The following is an 18,011-nucleotide window of genomic DNA, read 5'->3' on the forward strand; positions in this document are numbered from 1 at the left end:
TATACTAAGCGGGGAGATGGAAGCAAAATGCGTGCAGGGAACAGAATGAGGCTCAGGATGCAGCAGGCATTAAATTTGCCGTCAGCATTGATACTTAGCATCGTTTTATTGCTCGTATCCATTATTTGCAACATGGCACTCGCTAAAGAAAGTAATGCAATACCAGCAGAATCGCAACCTCAAGCCATAACCTTAGCCGCAGAAGACAGTTGGCCACCTTTCGCCAATCAGTTTGGTCAAGGTATTTCCCATCGTTTAATCCAAGCCGCATTTAGACAGTCGCATATTGAAGTGAATAGCTTAGTTGTACCCTACTCCCGTGCCTTAATGATGGCAGAAAAAGGTGCAGTTGATGGAGTGTTTAACGTCACCCGCGAGAACAGTACTGAGCAACGCTTCATCTTTGGAAACACCCCATTATTTATCGCCACGGCTTCTTTTTATCAAAAGAAACAAAAACCTATTCTGGCAGACAATAAATGGGCGCTACCTAAAGGCACCGTTATCGGCGTGATTAAAAGCTATGAATATGGCGATGAGTTTCCCAAATTAGTTAAACAGCAACAGCTCAATATCGTCACCGTCGCCAACCAACAACAGCTCATCAATTTATTATTGATTGGTCGCATAGATGCTGCCTTGATGTTCGACTTAGTCGCCAAGGAAAACCTGAAAAAAATGGGGGTAGATGATGAGATTATTCCTGCATTTGCTAACCACAGCAGCGATATTTTTTTGGCCTTCTCGAAAGGAAATCCGCAAGCACAAACCTTAGCGACCCAACTCGACGCAGGCTTGTCACAGCTAAAAGCCACAGGCCAATACGACAAACTGCTCTTAGTCGCTGACTAATCCACTATCGCTACAAGCGAATGATAGATTACCGCTGCGAGCGAATGATCTCTTGATTCACCCAATATAACAGCAGCTTAATAGCCTTCGACAGGATCTGATTCTGGCGCACAATATAACCTAAACTCGTTGTAGGGAATTGCGGTAGAGGAGTGACTTTAGTGGTGAGATTCGCCTTAGTGTAAACCGAAAACTCCGGTACGATAGCCACACCAAATCCCGCCTCAGCCCAATCGATTTGCGCGTCAACACTGCCGACTTCCATTATTCTGTAATTCGATAAGTTCAGCGACGGCAATGCGGGATCGAGCAATTCGCGGGTTCGCGTATCGTGTCCTAATAAAATCAACGTCGGTTGCTCGGCTAAGGGCGTATCCACAGAGGGTTTTGCCTGCTGCCATTGCTGTAAATTATCTCCGATTGCACACCATTTAATCTGTTGTAGCTCAGTAAAATGCAGTGGCTGACTTTCCTTCTGCGCAATCACAAACCCTAAATCGGCCTCGGCATTTTTCACCAATTCAGAGGCTTGTGATGAGGTAGTGTTGAGCAGTGAGAAATCTATTCCCGGAAACTCCGCCTTAAAGAGCTGAAACGGCTGGATCAATAATAACCGCGAGATAATATCGCTGGCGGCAATGGTCAAGGTGCCTTGGCTAAGGTCATTAATCGCATTGAGATCCGCCTGACAAATTTGTAGCTCCATTAACGTCTTCTGACTGCTCTCTAACAGGCGAAATCCCGCTTGCGTTAATCGAAAGGGATTACGGTCAATCAGCTTAACTCGAGTGCTTTGCTCTAACTGCTTAATATGCAAGCTAACATTGGGCTGCGTCATGTGCAGCGCTGTGGCCGCTTTCCCAAAATGCTTGTATTCAGCCAAAGTCACGAAGGTCTTTAACCAATGGATATCGAGCATAACGCCACCTTTTGCAAAGTATTAGAGTTAATGATAGCCAATGATATATGAAATTCTTATTGGGATGATAACCATAATTAATTTCTCTTATTCAAATGACGGGTCTAGCATAGCGTCTTAATCAATGAGGAGATGTTGTTATGCCGTCGATCGTGGTTGTGGGTGCAAATTGGGGTGATGAAGGCAAAGGCCGCATCGTAGATTATTTAGCCGCGGATGCCGCTGCCAGTATTCGCTTTCAAGGTGGTAACAACGCTGGCCATACCGTCGTCAACGACTATGGCACCTTTAAATTACACCAATTACCGAGTGGCATTTTCAACCCTAACTGCGTTGCAGTTTTAGGCCCTGGCATGGTGATCAGCCCTGAAAAACTCAGTGTAGAAATTGCTGAAGTGCAAGCGGCTGGCATTGAAGTCAAATTATGCATTTCTGACCGTGCTACCCTGTGCTTACCTCTACATGCATTAGAAGATACCTTAGAAGAACAACGTCTTGGCGACCTCGCCTATGGTTCAACCCGTCAAGGGATTGCGCCAGCCTATGGCGATCGCGTGATGAAAAAAGGCATTTTAGTCGGTTGGTTAAACCAACCTGAAGTGCTGCAAGAGCGCATTCAATTTATGCTCGACTGGAAATTACCGCAGTTAAAAGCACTTTATCCAAGTTGCGATTTTAATCAAACCGCCGCCGAAATGACCGCATGGTTATTAGAAGTGACGGCACCTTGGCGTCCGTTTATTTGTAACGTGACAGAGCCATTAAAAGCATTACAAAAACAAGATGCGAGCTTACTGTTTGAAGCGCAATTAGGTGCTGGCCGCGACTTAGTCTACGGCGAATATCCTTATACCACATCTTCAAACGTGACTGCGGCTTACGCGGGTATCGGCAGCGGTTTACCTGCCCTGCGTCCAGAGCGCGTAATTGCTGTCGCGAAAGCCTTTAGCTCATCAGTCGGCACAGGCACGTTAGTGACCGCAATGGAAGAGCAAGACGCCTTCCGCGAAAATGCCAACGAGTTTGGTGCAACGACAGGCCGTCCACGTGACATGGGATATTTTGATGCTGTTGCCACCCGTAATGGTGTTGAGCTACAAGCAGCAACCGAAATTGCCCTGACTAAGATTGATTGTCTTTCTGGCATGAAAGATCTGAAAATCTGTGTTGCCTATGCTGGTGAACACACTGAGAACCCAATTTGGCCACAAACTGCTGCGTTAAGCCCAGTGTATGAGCAAATGCCAAGCTGGAGCGAAGATATTACTGGTTGTCGCACCTTCGAAAGCCTGCCTGTCGCCGCACAACAATATGTTGAACGTATTGAAGCCCTAATGGGTGTACGCGTTAGCATGGTTTCTGTTGGACCAGAGCGCGATCAAATGATCATTCGCTAGTAAACAACGTTTACCCTACAAAAAAGCCATATTCGCCTCGGTGAATATGGCTTTTTACTTTGATATGGTTTGTCATTGAAGAATCACTCAAGACGTTGATAGCAATGACTCGAATACCCCATATTCAAATATCGTCGCTAAGTGAAATAGCATTACTCTTCGAATACGTATTTATCTATCATACCGACCATACGACCAATTTCTGGTTTAGTAATGGTATCGTTAGCACCTAATGCCATCGCCTTTGCGCGGTTATCTTCACTCATTAAAGAGGAAAACATCACAATTGGCATTTGTCGATACGCCTTGGATTCTCTTAAGCGTTTCACCAAATGCATGCCATCCATGCGAGGCATCTCAACATCCGTAATAATGGCGCTGACAAAATCAGAGATAGAAGCATTATCTTGGTCAGCAAGATTCTCAAATTCCATCAGCATTTCAAGGGCATCACCACCATCTTTGGCTGTGATAATGTTGTAACCTGCGCTGCGAAGGGTATTTTCGATCATCTTACGAATAAAAGCGGAATCATCGACAATTAAAATCGTTTTCGCTTCACGTTTCGCCAGCATTTTATCATTGATCAGTACACTTCTATCGAGCGTGACATCGTACTTATCCATACTCAGTTCAGGATTAATGTCAGCAATAATTTTCTCAAAATCCAATATCATAATGAGCATGCCATCACGGCGTACTACGGCAACGACACAATCATTTTCACCCGCTTCTAAAAATTGACTCGGCGATTCAACTTGCTCCCACGACACTCTATGGATGCTACGAACACTATCGATTAAGAACCCATTAATCATCTTATTAAAATCAGTCACTATGACCACTTTGTGGGTTAAATCCTCAGGTGTCGATATTCCAAGCCAACCGGCAAGATCGACCAAAGGGATCAACTTTTCTCGCAGCGAGAACACCCCAACCATGTGCCGCTGGGCATTGGGATAATCTGACGTTTCTGGCACCCTAATGACTTCTCTCACTTTGGCGACATTAATACCGTAATGGCACACTTTATGGCCACCATTGGGAAGTGTCTTATGTAGATGAAACTCAATAATTTCGAGTTCATTTGTGCCACTCTCTGTCAATATTTCTGATTTTTTAATTTCGCTCATATAAAGCTCTCAACCTAGCAAATCAACGTAAGAAAGGGATTGCAGTTATCAGTATAGGAAGGGATTAATGAATTAGGCACGATAGTGTGATTTTACTGCCTGATTAGCGTGATATTTTTTGGGTAACAAGCATTTTATCTATAAGCAGAAAAACGTCACATAATCGAATCTAATGACGATTTCAGTCGTCACATTGTCAATCATGTCCAGATTAAGCATCGCCGTTGCCGACCTAAAGTAGCCTGCACATTTCCCTTAACAGCGCTTTTGTCTCTCCGCATTAGAGGTTTTGTTTTAAGAGATAAGCCGCTAAACTATTGCGCAATAAAACTATCTAGAATAGCCGTACCCCATGCCGCAATTTAGCCCGACCTTTTCTTTCCCAGTGCAAATCTACTATGAAGATACTGATTTTTCTGGCGTGGTGTATCACCCCAACTTTTTGAAATACTTCGAGCGAGCCCGTGAGCATGTGATTGGTGCTGAGCGTTTAAGTGCATTATGGCAACAAAACCAACTGGGTTTTGCTGTGTATCGTAGCGATATGCTGTGCCATGAGGGGGTGGAATTTGCCGATATTATCGATGTACGGACTAAATTTTACTTTGAGAGCAAGTATCGCACTGTGTGGCTACAGGAAATTTGGCGCCCGCAGGGTAAAAAGCCTGCTGTCACTGCAACCATTGAAATGGTGTGTATGAATCAAGCCCGCCAATTAGCGCCTATGCCGGCAGAGTTAATCGCCATATTAAGTCTTGGTTTCACATCAAGCGAACAAAGCTAATACTCTTACATACAAGTACGCGCGATTTCCTGAGCTTATTTTGACATCAGCAAAGGCAACAAAAATCACTCAAGGAGTACAACTCAAATAGCGATAACTGGACAGTATTAAGGCTCGACTGCAAGCCTTAATACTCTTGATTTAACGAGCATTTGATTTAACGAGCATTTGATTTAACGAGCGCTTACTTTAATGAGCACAAGGTTTAGATTGTATTATGTAGTTGGGCCCAGTTCATTTCGAGTTCGGCGGCACTCATGGGCTTCGCGTAATACATACCTTGTATAGTATCAACCCCCATAGCCACTAACCTATCTCTAATCTCAAGCGTTTCAATTCCTTCAACAGTTACCTCATAACCGAGTTTTTTGGCAATATTAATACTGGCTTCGAGGATGTATTCCGATGGTTTATCCTGCTCCAGATCCTTTAAAAAGGCTTTATCAATTTTGACTTCATTAACGGGTAAATGCTTTAAATAAGCTAAGGAAGAATGACCCGTACCAAAATCATCAATTGCAAGTCTAACCCCTAAGGCACGTATCTTTCCTAACGTCTCGACCGCCTTAGTTAAATCCGCCATTAAAGTGCTTTCAGTAATTTCGATCATCAAGGATTCGGGTGGGAGCTGGTAATAGGCTAATCTTGCAGCAATTTCTTGGGGTAAGGTTTCACTGTCAAGGTCCCGTGTCGACAGGTTAACTGCAACACACAATTGTATCCCCGCCGCGCGCCATTTTGCCTGCTGTGCTAAAACCTGATCGAGTGCCCATTGGCTGACTAAATCAATCATGCCAGCATATTCGGCTAAGGGAATAAATTCTCCAGGAGAAATAATCCCGAGTTCGTCATGCTCCCAACGCATCAAGGCTTCAACCTGAAAACATCGACCCGTGGCAATATCCTGTTTAGCTTGATACACCATATATACTTGATTACGTTGCAAACCTTTAGGCAAACTATCGATAATTTTCAGTTCCCTTAACTGACGAATATCATCATTTTGGGCATAGTAAGCAATCGCACTACGAGAATGGCGGGCTTTCTTCAGCGCCAAATCGACTCGACGTAGCATCTGACTCGTGTCGGCGTGGTGTTCTTGTAAATGCAGACAACCGATTTGAAGCTTAACGCTGACTGGCGTGTTCTTAATGTTAAAAGGCACTTGCAACCGCCCTCTTAAGTGGACTAATTGCTCCTCAGTCAACGCTTGCTCGTAATACAAACAAAATTCATCACCATTGAGGCGTGCGATTAATCTCGGGGATAAACTTAAGCTGTTTAAGCGTTCGGCAAATTGCTTCAGCAGGATATCGCCAAATACAAAACCAAAGAGATCATTCACATAGCGAAATCGATAAATATCAATTAGTACTAATGTCCCTTGAGTCAGCGGCATCATGCCAGTAAGAGTACGTTTCAAGCCGACACGATTAACAAGTCCTGTTAGCTTATCCTTACCCACACTTGCCGGTAACGCCTTTAATAATTCATTTAAAGTATGGTAGAGAGGAACAAACGCTTGGGGGACGATACCAATGTCTAAAGCTTGGCGTTCAACCTTTTGCAGCTCTAGCTGGGTACAAAGCTGTGCTAAAAAATTTTGCTGCGACCGTAAAGATCTGTATTTTGACTGCAGGATATACAATGAAAATATCAATAAAGCGAGAGAAGCGACAACTAACCCGATTACGAACATACCTTGGCCTCTGCCATACCACGTAAGCTTGTTCTCAAATGACACGATAAAAGATATCAGCGCCATTTGAATTCCATTTAGGCCTAACGATTATTGGTAACTTTCTCTAATTGAATGGAATTTTTCCATAAACTCATCACTGGCTAAATCATCGGTCGTCACAGGTAATCCACGGGCGACAAACACACCGAGACGTTGCTCTAGTTCAGTGCCCGCTCGCAATTCACCGGTATAAAAGGCCGCTGCACGGATAAAGTCGAGATAGGTGACATGATCGGGTAGATAAGGTAAATCAGCCCAACGCTCAACCACTTCCATCACTTCGGTAGAGAAATCCCAACTTTTCAAAACAGCACGACCCAAAGGCCCTTGCATTTTACGTACGAGTGCGCGTAATTGATCAATGCTAGTGAATAAATGAGGATGCGCCTCCGCTTCTGTTAATACAGGTAAAGCGCCAATGTTATGCACGAGTCCAGCTAAGGTTAAGGTATCAAAATTTAACCGACTGGTTGAATGACGCTTATTGTACATCTGCAGCATGGCACAAGACGCAGCGGTTACATCGATTGAGGTACGCCACACTTCGTCCATGACTTCCCACACCATTTCATTGGTGGAAATAAATAATTGCTCCATCGCCACCGAAGTGGCAATGCTTTTAATCTGAATTAAACCAATACGAGAAACCGCACTGTTGATACTTTCAGCCGGCACGCCTCGGCTATATAGCGCGCTGTTGGCGACCTTAATAATACGCGCAGAAATCGCGGCATCTTGGCCGATCACTTCTGCCACTTGTTTAAGGCTCGCATCGGAGCGTCCAACCACTTCTTGCACCCGCATCGCCACTTCAGGCAAGGTCGGTAGTACTAAGGCATCGTCTTTTAGTTTTTTTAATAAACTGACTAACAGTAGATGTTCGGTAGACATCTTAACTCCCATCAATCTGTAAACATCAACATTGGATTGTTGGAGTATATCAGTTGGCTGTCATTAGATGCGTAGAAAAAACAGCAGACGTTAATAATTTGTATGATTGCGTTATCAATTTTGCCTTACTTATCTGTCTTGATCATCGACCTCAATCATCACTCAAGTTGAAATATTCCGCTCCAGTCGATCTAAGTAAAACTCACTATATTCGTAAAATGTGAAGTACTGCTAAAGTTAACTAAGGCAATTTGCATACCCCTACTTTCATTGTGTAAAATGCCGCCCCCGCGCACCGCGTCATTTATTAACCCATTTGAGAGTGATTATGTTTAAACCTGAGCTACTGTCTCCAGCTGGAACCTTAAAGAACATGCGCTACGCCTTTGCCTATGGCGCAGATGCAGTGTATGCCGGTCAGCCAAGATATAGTCTAAGGGTACGTAACAATGACTTTAAAATGGAAAACCTAGCCACTGGGATTGAAGAAGCCCATGCACTCGGTAAAAAGCTGTATGTGGTGAGCAATATCGCGCCCCACAATGCCAAGCTAAAAACCTATATCAAGGACATGGAACCCGTAGTGGCGATGAAGCCTGACGCACTGATCATGTCCGATCCCGGTTTAATTATGATGGTGCGTGAAGCGTTTCCTGATCAAGTGGTGCATTTATCCGTGCAAGCGAATGCCATCAACTGGGCCTCGGTAAAGTTTTGGCAAACCCAAGGCATCAAACGCGTGATCCTGTCACGCGAATTGTCCTTAGATGAAATCGAAGAAATTCGTCAGCGTTGCCCCGATATCGAGCTTGAAGTGTTTGTGCATGGCGCCCTGTGTATGGCGTATTCAGGCCGTTGTTTACTCTCAGGTTATATCAATAAACGCGATCCTAACCAAGGCACCTGCACTAATGCTTGTCGCTGGAAATACGATGTACACGAAGCGCAACAAAATGACAGCGGTGACATCATTGCCATGCCAAATGCGGTGCAAATTGAAACGCCAACGACCTTAGGCGCAGGCGCCCCCACAGATCAAATTTACCTACTACAGGAAGCCAATCGCCCCGGCGAATACATGCCCGCCTTCGAAGATGAACACGGCACTTATATCATGAACTCTAAAGACTTACGGGCCATTCAGCACGTTGAGCGCCTGACTAAAATGGGCATAGACTCGCTCAAAATTGAAGGCCGCACTAAGTCCTTCTATTACGTTGCCCGTACCGCACAACTGTATCGCCGCGCGATTGAAGATGCTTCATCGGGTAAAGATTTCGACCGCAGCCTAATGAATCAATTAGAAGGCCTAGCCCACCGTGGTTATACCGAAGGCTTCTTACGTCGCCATGTCCATGATGAATATCAAAATTATGACTATGGCTACTCAGTTAGTGACACCCAACAATTTGTAGGTGAACTGACGGGCAAACGTAATCTTGCAGGATTGGCCGAAATTGAAGTAAAAAACAAGTTCTCCGTTGGCGACAGTGTTGAACTGATGACACCGCAAGGCAATATCAGTTTGACGATTGAACAACTCGAAAATCGCAAAGCTGAAGCAGTTGAAGCAGGCTTAGGTTCGGGGCACACTGTGTATCTACCCGTGCCGAAAGAAGTCGATTTGAGCCACGGTATTTTGCTGCGTAACTTGCCCCAAGGTCAGGATACTCGCAACCCACATGAACTAGGTTAAGATCATGGCACTACTGATCGACGATAGCTGCATCAATTGCGACATGTGTGAACCTGAATGTCCTAATCAGGCTATCACTATGGGCGAAGAGATCTATGAAATCGATCCAGACCGTTGCACCGAATGTGTGGGTCACTACGACAAACCGACTTGCGTATCTGTCTGCCCCATTGATTGCATCGACCCAGATCCAAACCGTGTCGAATCTAACGACGAATTGTTAGTGAAATTTGCCGTGTTAACGCAAAAAACTTAATCACGTCACCTGACCGAGTGGCTATAATGCCTCTCGGTCACATCTGCTCTAATACCTGCAATAACCTGCGCAAAACAACCCGCATAAAAAATCACAATAAAGATGCATTTAACGGTATGAAAAACCTTTAAATCGCTTAAATCCAAGCCTTTATTTCAGCATTAGTCAAAACACTACTTTAGACTGACTTCTTTTCAGCGGTGAATGTCAAAAAAGTAGCAGACGGAATTTATCACTGCTTCACAGTTTGTGATTCGGACAAAATGTCGCTTGATAAATCACCACTTTTACAGACTAGGTTGTTTTAATAGACTAATAGTTATTATTTTGACGCTTATTTGTACACCTCACTCTTTAGCTAAGTAAAAAGTCACTTGCGGTCAAATTGTAAATCAAGTGTTACATTTTAACCTTGTAAATTAGATATACCTTAAGCATCGAACTGGGCAGGTTGAAAATACCTTCTACATTGAATTATGTCTCGAAGTCCGTGGAGACATAAAAAGAAAATGGAGTTCAACATGCATAAGAAACATTTAATTGCAGTCGCGGTCGCAACTGGACTTGCTTACTTCCCTGTTAACGCTAATGAATACCAAGCGAGTATGGTAAGTGTCCCGCAATCTAAAGCCATCAAAGATACTTACATTGTTGTATTCAATACCCCAAGCGTTCTTAATCTAAGTAATAACAACACCATAGCTGAATTCGCGACGAAACAAGCCGAGAGTTTAGTCAACCAATATGATGTCACTGTGATGAAAAACTTTGGCAATGTGCTCAATGGTGTACTCATCAAGGCCAGCGCCCAACAGATTAAAGCACTGCATAAAGATCCAAATGTGAAATACATAGAACAAGATCAAATCATGTCAGTAACGCCTATGGTTGAAGCCAATGCCAATCAACCGAGTCCGACCTGGGGCATAGACAGAATCGATCAACGAAACTTGCCATTGGATAGTAACTATCACACGGATTTCGACGGCTCTGGTGTAACCGCCTTTGTGATCGATACTGGCGTGCTTAATACTCACAATGAGTTTGGTGGTCGCGCCAGCAGTGGCTATGATTTTGTGGATAATGATTACGATGCAACTGACTGTAACGGCCATGGTACCCATGTGGCAGGAACTGTTGGCGGCGCTACCTACGGTGTGGCTAAAAACGTCAATCTTGTGGGCGTCAGAGTACTCAACTGTTCAGGTTCAGGCAGTAACTCAGGCGTGATTGCAGGGATAAACTGGGTGAAAAACAATGCTTCCGGCCCGGCCGTCGCAAACATGAGTTTAGGAGGCGGCGCCTCCCAAGCAACTGATGATGCAGTCAATGCCGCAGTTGCCGCAGGGGTCACTTTCGTAGTGGCGGCGGGTAACGACAACAGCAGCGCTTGTAACTACTCACCCGCCCGTGCGGTAAACGCCATCACAGTTGGTTCAACCACCAGTAACGATTCCCGCTCGAGTTTTTCTAACTTCGGGACTTGCCTTGATATCTATGCGCCTGGTTCGAGCATTACGTCCGCTTGGTATAACTCGAATTCAGCGACTAATACCATAAGTGGTACCTCAATGGCAGCCCCACATGTGGCAGGCGTTGCCGCATTATACTTAGATGAAAATCCAAATCTCTCTCCCGCACAGGTGACAAACTTACTTACGACGCGCGCCACGTCAAATAAAGTTACAGACGCGAAAACAGGTTCACCCAATAAATTACTCTTTTCACTCGCAGGCGATGATGGTGGCTGTGGCAATAATTGTCCCGTCGATGAAACACCGCTACAAAATAATGTGGGTGTCGCAATCAGTGGTGCCACAGGTTCTGCGACGTATTACTACATCGATGTCCCAGTCAATGCGGCAAGTTTAGGGATCAATCTAGCGGGTGGTTCTGGTGATGCGGATATTTATGTCAGCCAAGGGCAAAAACCGACGACAACAAGCTACCAATGCCGCCCCTATCAAAATGGCAACAACGAGAGCTGTAACTTCACCACACCTACGGCGGGTCGGTGGTATGTGATGGTGCAAGGCTATAATAATTACGCCAATGCCCAACTGACAGCCAGCTATAACCTGAATGGTGGCGGAAGCTGCACCGATGCAAACTGCTTAACCAATGGCGTACCTGTCACGAATTTAAGCGGGGCAACGGCAACAGAGAAACTGTATAAGATAGTGGTTCCAGCCAATAGCCAACTCAACATTGCCACCAGTGGCGGAACTGGAGATGTAGACCTGTATGTTAAAGCAGGCACTACCCCAACGACCACCAGCTATGATTGCCGTCCCTATAAAAACGGGAACAATGAAAGCTGTTCGATTACCGTGACTCAAGCGGGAACTTACCATGTGATGTTACGCGCTTATTCGAGCTACTCGGGACTACAACTGAGTGCAAGCTACTAACTCATTGACCAAACCATACAATAAAGTTTAAATAAAAATAAGCCCACTAAGATAACAACTTAGCGGGCTTCTTTATGGAATTAGCAGTGTGTAGTCTCACTACATAACGTTAAAAGCTTGGGGATTTGGCGAGAATAATTGTCGGTTTCGCTTCAATTTGCAGACGCTCAATCACAGCGGCAAGCTTTTCAACACTAAGACGAATTGGGGCTGGCATACTGGCAAATTCGATACTTAACAGCAGGTTTTTCACTTCGAGTCCTAATTCAGTATCACCTTGAATACTCAGCTTACGCTGGAAGAATAGCGTGTCGGGATCTTCCTTCGCCGCCGCCACTAACACTAGCTCAGCAGAGTTGGCACTGAAGGTCACCTGCGCATTGGTGAGCTCTCTGACTTGCCACTTGCCATTAAAACTGACTTCGAAGGCTAAGTTTATATCTTCCACTCGAATCGCGACCCATTTATCCGTCAAAAATCCAAGCTCATCGCCAGCAGCTTGCTCGGCAAGTAAGAGTTCAAGCAATTGGCTGATGGCTTTTGCTTTGAGGCTAAAGGGCATCTTAGCAAGGGGAAAGCCGATGGCTTTTGGGGTGAACTCTAAAAGTTGCTGAGCAAATTTTGCGAAAAAAACAGCGGACATAGCGGGAACCCTACAAGAATAAAACATGATATATCCCAGTTTATCGGGATTTTATGATCTTAAACCTGTTTTAAATCAATTCATCGCCATTCAATCTTACCTACACTCAGCGGCTATCATTTTATCGGGAGCATCACTATGGAGCTGTTGTGTCCAGCAGGAAATCTGGCCTCGCTAAAGTCGGCATTACATGCCGGAGCCGACGCTGTGTATCTAGGGTTAAAAGACGACACCAACGCACGCTCGTTTGCAGGATTAAACTTCACCCCCGCAAAATTGCAAGAAGCCACTGAGCTGACGCAAAAGCACGGCAAAAAAATCTTTTTAACCTTAAATACTTTTCCAAAGCCCGGTGAAGAGCATCGTTGGTATCAGGCTATCGATTTAGCGGCAAAACTGGGTATGGATGCATTAATTGTCGCCGATCTTTCTTTACTCGATTATGCCCATAGGCACTATCCAAACCTGCCACTGCATTTATCGGTGCAGGCCAGTGCAACCAATCTGGGTGCGCTGAGCTTTTATAAAGAAGCCTTTAACATCGCCCGAGTAGTATTGCCACGGGTGTTATCCATGAAACAAGTACGGGATCTTGCTAAAGTCAGCCCAGTGGATTTGGAAGTATTCGCCTTTGGTAGTCTGTGCATTATGGCCGAAGGGCGTTGCCAGCTATCATCCTATGTAACGGGCCAATCGCCCAACACCGGTGGATCTTGTTCACCGGCAAAACACGTTCGCTGGCAAGAAGAAGGACAGAACCGATTAACCCGGCTCAACGATGTGTTAATTGATAAATCGGCCCTCGACGAACAAATGGGTTATCCCGTGGTATGCAAAGGCCGTTACATCACAGCAGATCAAGATTCGCCGCAATATTTACTCGAATCACCAACCAGTTTGAATACCTTAAGCTTACTTCCAGAGCTAGCCAAGGCGGGCATAGTGTCGCTGAAAATCGAAGGACGTCAACGCAGCCCCGCCTATGTTGAACAAGTCACTCGAGTATGGCGTCAAGCCATAGACACCTATCTAAATAATCCAGCGCTGTACTCACAAAGCCAAAATCAACCCCATTGGAAACAAGCCCTAGCGAAAGTATCCGAGGGTCAGATCACTACGCTTGGCGCCTACGAGCGCGATTGGCAATAAAAGGTAAATAGAGAGCAAGATTGACAAAGGACACCTTATGAAGATTTCCCTAGGACCACTGTTGTATTGCTGGCAGAAACAGCAAGTCGCTGACTTTTACCAGCAAGTCGCCGCCAGTCAAATTCCCTTAGTGTATTTAGGTGAGGCGGTTTGTAGCCGCAGACGCGAACTCAAGTGGGGCGATTATCTAGAGCTGGCGCAAATGCTCAAGCAGGCGGGTAAAGAAGTCGTGCTTTCGACGCTGGCCTTAATAGAAGCGCCATCTGAATATACTGAGCTGAAACGCCAGGTCGATAACGGTGAATTTATCGTCGAAGCAAACGATATGGCGGCAGTGTATCTTGCCAAAGAGCGTAAGTTGCCCTTTGTCTGCGGCGCGAGTATCAATAACTACAATCGCGCCAGTTTAGACATTTTGCAACGGTTTGGAATGCAAAGATTTGTGATGCCAGTGGAGCTATCTAAGGCTTGGTTGCAACAAGTGATTCAAGAACAGCCATCATTTGAGGTGGAAGTGCTTGGCCACGGCTATTTACCACTCGCCCATTCGGCGCGCTGCTTTACCGCTAGACACAAACAGCTCACGAAAGATCATTGCGAAACGGTATGCCGTGAATACAGTAAAGGACTACTCGCGCAAACCCAAGAGCAGCAACCTTTACTCAGGCTCAATGGAATTCAAACCCAATCCGCTAGCTGTTTAGATTTACGCAGTGAAATAGCGGCAATGACACAAATAGGGGTCGATGTGTTTCGAGTATCACCCAGTAGTCTTGACTGCATCACTAAAGCCAATGCTTTGGTCGATACGATTCAAGCGACTAAAAATACTCAGGATTTTTCGATGAATAGCAGACTTGGTATAACCCAGTGCAACGGTTATTGGTTTGGTGAAGCGGGCCTTGCTGTGCATGTGAATCCATAGCCTAAAGCTGAAGATAAGCCTAAATTTAAAGATAACTCAGCCAATGATTTTGGGATCTTGGCTGAAGCTTAACTGGCTAAAAAGCAGCACACTTGTCCAACACAATAAACTTCCCAGTCCAATCCATTCTAGTAAGGCTGGCCACCACAAAGTAGGACGCGGCAGTTGCAATACCATCTCCTGATAAAACGGTCTATCGCCTTCGGTCAAACCTAAATTGAGCTGTGGCGCATACAGAAACGTCAACATGCTACATAAGACTATTAACGCCAACAACCCAGTCCAACGGCCAAAGTTAGACTTGCCGAAACAGACCAAGGCTAAGTAGAAGATCGCACTCAAACTCCCCAGATAGAAAAACCATTTCAGCCCAAGAACATGCAAGTGATACACGTTCACCGGAAATAATCCCACGCTCGCTAAAGCCAGAAAAGTGAGAGCCAAACTGATAAAGAAAGGGTATCCCCAGCAAGAAGTTACCTGCTGCAAAGAAGACAAACAATAGAAAACGAGGCTTAAACTGCCAAAAAACAATCCACCGTTGAGAATGACAGCGAAAGACGAATGACCATAAGTCCCTAATTCACTTAGGGTGTGATTCAAAAAATTGAAGCGATGGAATTCAGAATCATCGAACCCCAAAACAGTAATGACAATGCCAATTAAAAGCCCAAAGATCCCCAAAAAACCAAACTTAATGGCCAGTGTTGAGCCGCCTTTAATCGTAACCTTCTGTACTTTTGCGATCATGAATACTAGAGCTGGATGGGAGTAATACTAACTTACATGGAAATGAGAAGATTTAAAGCGGCAGGTATCCGCTTTATGAATAATATTTTTACTTTCATCGTTATTTGCGACTTTTTAGTCAATCACAAAAGCATCAAGATAATGGAGAAGGTCACTTATAGAGATAAGTCGATTTAAAGGCTTATCGCATAAAAATGTGTCCTAGTGCCCAAGGCTCCTTAACATTACCGCGATATGCAAAACAGGTTCTCGCCAACGCTATATAGCCAGAGTTATCTCTATTGCACTTTAAAATCGAACAGAAAACCAGCCAACATGGCAGTAGCGCTAAAGTTGCTGATGTTTTTTTATGCAGAAATAACATCTAGATAGTTTCACACACATCAGTAAACAAGTAATTAACCAGTCGTTAACCAACCTAAGGTAATTGATGGTAAGGCCATGTTTAATAATGCTTTTACAGTAATACAATCCAATATAACCACTCTTAATTTATCGACAACTAAAGTAAAATAACTATGCTGTTTTGCTGCTTATATCAAACTAACTAGCGAATCGTTTTACATAGAGAAGCTAAGCGAGTAATCTTCCCCATTCTCGTTTTTGAGTTGAATTTAAATGCACCTTAATTAGCGTCGACAGCTTGTTACGTGCGGCTATTTATTCAAATTTACCATGTACGACTCGTACTTTAAGGTGTACAACATTGGCTACTGAAAATAAAAACCGAAACATTAAGACGATACTCACCTTTATCGTCCCTTCGCTGATTGGTCTGTTGTTATTTATGACCCCTATCAGCTACAACGATGCGATCACAATTCCTATCGCTATCATATCTAAAGCACTGCAAGGCGCATTGAGCGGTGTGCTAACCCTCATAGTGACTATTATTGTTGTGACTACGGCGCTGGCCTCTTTACTGTCAAAAGTGTTTAAGCCCACATTCGTTACGCAAAATCACTTCCTTAATGGTTTATTGAATGTCAGCCCTATGTGGTTGACGACTCGGATCTTAGGTGCAGTGTTTATCGTACTGACTTACTTAGGTTTAGGTCCAGAGATCATCAACTCCTCGAGCACTGGCGCATTAGTCTTAAACGACTTATTACCTGTGTTGTTCTCAGTATTTATCTTTGCGGGTATGTTACTGCCGCTGCTGCTGAACTTCGGCCTACTCGAACTCTTTGGCACACTCTTAACGAAAGTCATGCGTCCTGTGTTCAATCTACCGGGTCGTAGCGCTATCGATTGTATGGCCTCATGGTTAGGTGATGGCAGTGTCGGCATTTTGCTGACCAGCAAACAATACGAAGCCCGTTTTTATACCCAGAGAGAAGCCGCAGTTATTGGTACAACCTTCTCGGCGGTATCGATTACCTTCAGCTTAGTGGTGATTTCACAAGTTAAGTTAGAGCATATGTTTGTGCCCTTTTATTTGACTGTGTGCCTCGCGGGTTTTGCCGCCGCAGTGATTGTGCCTAAGTTGCCACCATTATCGTGGAAGAAAGACAACTACATAGATGACACACCACGCATGCCAGATGATGAGCTGATCCCTGCAGGACATGGCGCCTTATCTTGGGGCTTTGATAAAGCCTTAGAAAAAGCCGCCAGTGCCGGTGGCATAAAAGCCGTTTTAAATGAAGGCGTTAAAAACGTTGTCGATATGGTGTTTGGCATTATCCCTGTGGTAATGGCCATTGGTACGCTAGCGCTGATTATTGCCGAGCACACGCCCATTTTTAACTATCTGGGTATGCCGTTTATTCCATTACTCGAATTACTGCATATTCCAGAAGCCACTGAAGCCTCTAAAACAATCGTGGTCGGTTTTGCGGATATGTTTATTCCGTCAATCCTTGCCAGCTCAATTGAATCAGATATGACCCGCTTTGTAATTGCAGCCTTATCTGTGACTCAGTTGATCTATATGAGTGAAGTCGGTGCACTGCTTATCGGCAGTAAAATTCCCGTCAACTTCGTTGAGCTTTTCGTAGTATTTATTCTACGCACCTTAGTGACACTGCCTGTTATCGCGGGTGTAGCGCATTTATTGTTCTAACATTACGCTAGTTTGGGCCTAACGTAGATTTTAATGTAAGTCCAACAAGCGTTCTAAAAAAGGGGAGTCAGATTAACTGATTCCCCTTTTTGCACTAACTCATACACGAACAGGCTGTTTTGATTATATCGCGTGACTTAATCGTACAATCTCCACTCGACACCACACAACTCACTTTTTGGACATTTTCGAGTTAAAGCCTTAACTCTAACGTGTCTGTTTTGGATAAAAATATCTATGGAGATAACGCCTTTATAACGGGCAGCCTGTGGCGAAGCCACGCTTTAGGCTGTCCAGCCACGAAGTGGCGTTCGTTGATAAACTTGTTATAGGTTTAGTGGATAAAGTGTAAATGACTTATCTCCTTTTTGATTTACTAACCGATAATTTCTTTGAGCA

The 18,011-nt window shown here is 44.5% G+C and carries 15 protein-coding genes; 9 read left to right on the forward strand and 6 right to left on the reverse strand.

The annotated features are described in order from the left end of the window. The first annotated feature begins 27 nt into the window (after positions 1-27). Complete coding sequence (locus tag KO533_RS11135; protein WP_113939328.1) at positions 28-852, forward strand: transporter substrate-binding domain-containing protein; 825 nt, start codon at positions 28-30, stop codon at positions 850-852. A 28-nt stretch (positions 853-880) separates the two neighbouring features. On the opposite strand, the gene KO533_RS11140 is transcribed toward KO533_RS11135, so the two are convergent. Then, positions 881-1,771: a LysR family transcriptional regulator gene (locus KO533_RS11140; protein WP_219254147.1), complete on the reverse strand. Its 891-nt coding sequence runs from the start codon at positions 1,769-1,771 to the stop codon at positions 881-883. A 140-nt stretch (positions 1,772-1,911) separates the two neighbouring features. On the opposite strand from KO533_RS11140, the gene KO533_RS11145 reads away from it, so the two are divergent. Then, complete coding sequence (locus KO533_RS11145) at positions 1,912-3,168, forward strand: adenylosuccinate synthase (RefSeq protein ID WP_173497522.1); 1,257 nt, start codon at positions 1,912-1,914, stop codon at positions 3,166-3,168. A 152-nt stretch (positions 3,169-3,320) separates the two neighbouring features. Here the strand turns inward: KO533_RS11145 and KO533_RS11150 are convergent, their stop codons facing one another. After that, positions 3,321-4,301: a chemotaxis protein gene (locus KO533_RS11150; RefSeq protein ID WP_028761419.1), complete on the reverse strand. Its 981-nt coding sequence runs from the start codon at positions 4,299-4,301 to the stop codon at positions 3,321-3,323. Positions 4,302-4,653: 352 nt separating this feature from the next. Between KO533_RS11150 and KO533_RS11155 the strand changes: the two genes are divergently transcribed. After that, entirely contained in the window at positions 4,654-5,085 is a 432-nt protein-coding gene (locus KO533_RS11155; protein ID WP_168822859.1) for a thioesterase family protein, read from the forward strand. A gap of 205 nt (positions 5,086-5,290) precedes the next feature. On the opposite strand, the gene KO533_RS11160 is transcribed toward KO533_RS11155, so the two are convergent. Together KO533_RS11160 and KO533_RS11165 are read right to left on the reverse strand one after the other, a co-directional pair. Next, positions 5,291-6,784, reverse strand: coding sequence for a bifunctional diguanylate cyclase/phosphodiesterase (locus KO533_RS11160; protein WP_168823074.1), 1,494 nt, complete (start codon positions 6,782-6,784; stop codon positions 5,291-5,293). 90 nt (positions 6,785-6,874) lie between these two features. Then, a complete protein-coding gene (locus tag KO533_RS11165) occupies positions 6,875-7,717 on the reverse strand; it encodes an HDOD domain-containing protein (RefSeq protein WP_028761421.1) in 843 nt (280 codons plus the stop codon). A gap of 328 nt (positions 7,718-8,045) precedes the next feature. Here KO533_RS11165 and yegQ point away from each other — a divergent pair, with 328 nt between their 5' ends. From yegQ to KO533_RS11180, 3 genes are all read left to right on the forward strand, one after another. Then, positions 8,046-9,413, forward strand: coding sequence for a tRNA 5-hydroxyuridine modification protein YegQ (yegQ, locus tag KO533_RS11170; protein ID WP_105251727.1), 1,368 nt, complete (start codon positions 8,046-8,048; stop codon positions 9,411-9,413). 4 nt (positions 9,414-9,417) lie between these two features. After that, positions 9,418-9,669, forward strand: coding sequence for a YfhL family 4Fe-4S dicluster ferredoxin (locus tag KO533_RS11175; RefSeq protein ID WP_105251726.1), 252 nt, complete (start codon positions 9,418-9,420; stop codon positions 9,667-9,669). 521 nt (positions 9,670-10,190) lie between these two features. Continuing rightward, on the forward strand, positions 10,191-12,080 hold the full coding sequence (locus KO533_RS11180) for a S8 family peptidase (RefSeq protein WP_219254149.1): 1,890 nt from the start codon (positions 10,191-10,193) through the stop codon (positions 12,078-12,080). 109 nt (positions 12,081-12,189) lie between these two features. Here the strand turns inward: KO533_RS11180 and KO533_RS11185 are convergent, their stop codons facing one another. Next, positions 12,190-12,723: an SCP2 sterol-binding domain-containing protein gene (locus KO533_RS11185; protein ID WP_105251724.1), complete on the reverse strand. Its 534-nt coding sequence runs from the start codon at positions 12,721-12,723 to the stop codon at positions 12,190-12,192. Positions 12,724-12,861: 138 nt separating this feature from the next. Between KO533_RS11185 and KO533_RS11190 the strand changes: the two genes are divergently transcribed. After that, complete coding sequence (locus KO533_RS11190; RefSeq protein WP_219254151.1) at positions 12,862-13,872, forward strand: peptidase U32 family protein; 1,011 nt, start codon at positions 12,862-12,864, stop codon at positions 13,870-13,872. A 37-nt stretch (positions 13,873-13,909) separates the two neighbouring features. Next, positions 13,910-14,797, forward strand: coding sequence for a U32 family peptidase (locus KO533_RS11195; protein ID WP_219254153.1), 888 nt, complete (start codon positions 13,910-13,912; stop codon positions 14,795-14,797). A gap of 36 nt (positions 14,798-14,833) precedes the next feature. Here the strand turns inward: KO533_RS11195 and KO533_RS11200 are convergent, their stop codons facing one another. Continuing rightward, positions 14,834-15,547, reverse strand: coding sequence for a hypothetical protein (locus KO533_RS11200; RefSeq protein ID WP_028761881.1), 714 nt, complete (start codon positions 15,545-15,547; stop codon positions 14,834-14,836). Between the two features lie 706 nt (positions 15,548-16,253). Here KO533_RS11200 and KO533_RS11205 point away from each other — a divergent pair. Next, complete coding sequence (locus KO533_RS11205; RefSeq protein ID WP_105251721.1) at positions 16,254-17,612, forward strand: YjiH family protein; 1,359 nt, start codon at positions 16,254-16,256, stop codon at positions 17,610-17,612. Positions 17,613-18,011: the final 399 nt, after the last annotated feature.

Origin of the sequence: Shewanella sp. NKUCC05_KAH, from assembly GCF_019345585.1 — a bacterium.
GTDB classification, from domain to species: domain Bacteria; phylum Pseudomonadota; class Gammaproteobacteria; order Enterobacterales; family Shewanellaceae; genus Shewanella; species Shewanella oncorhynchi.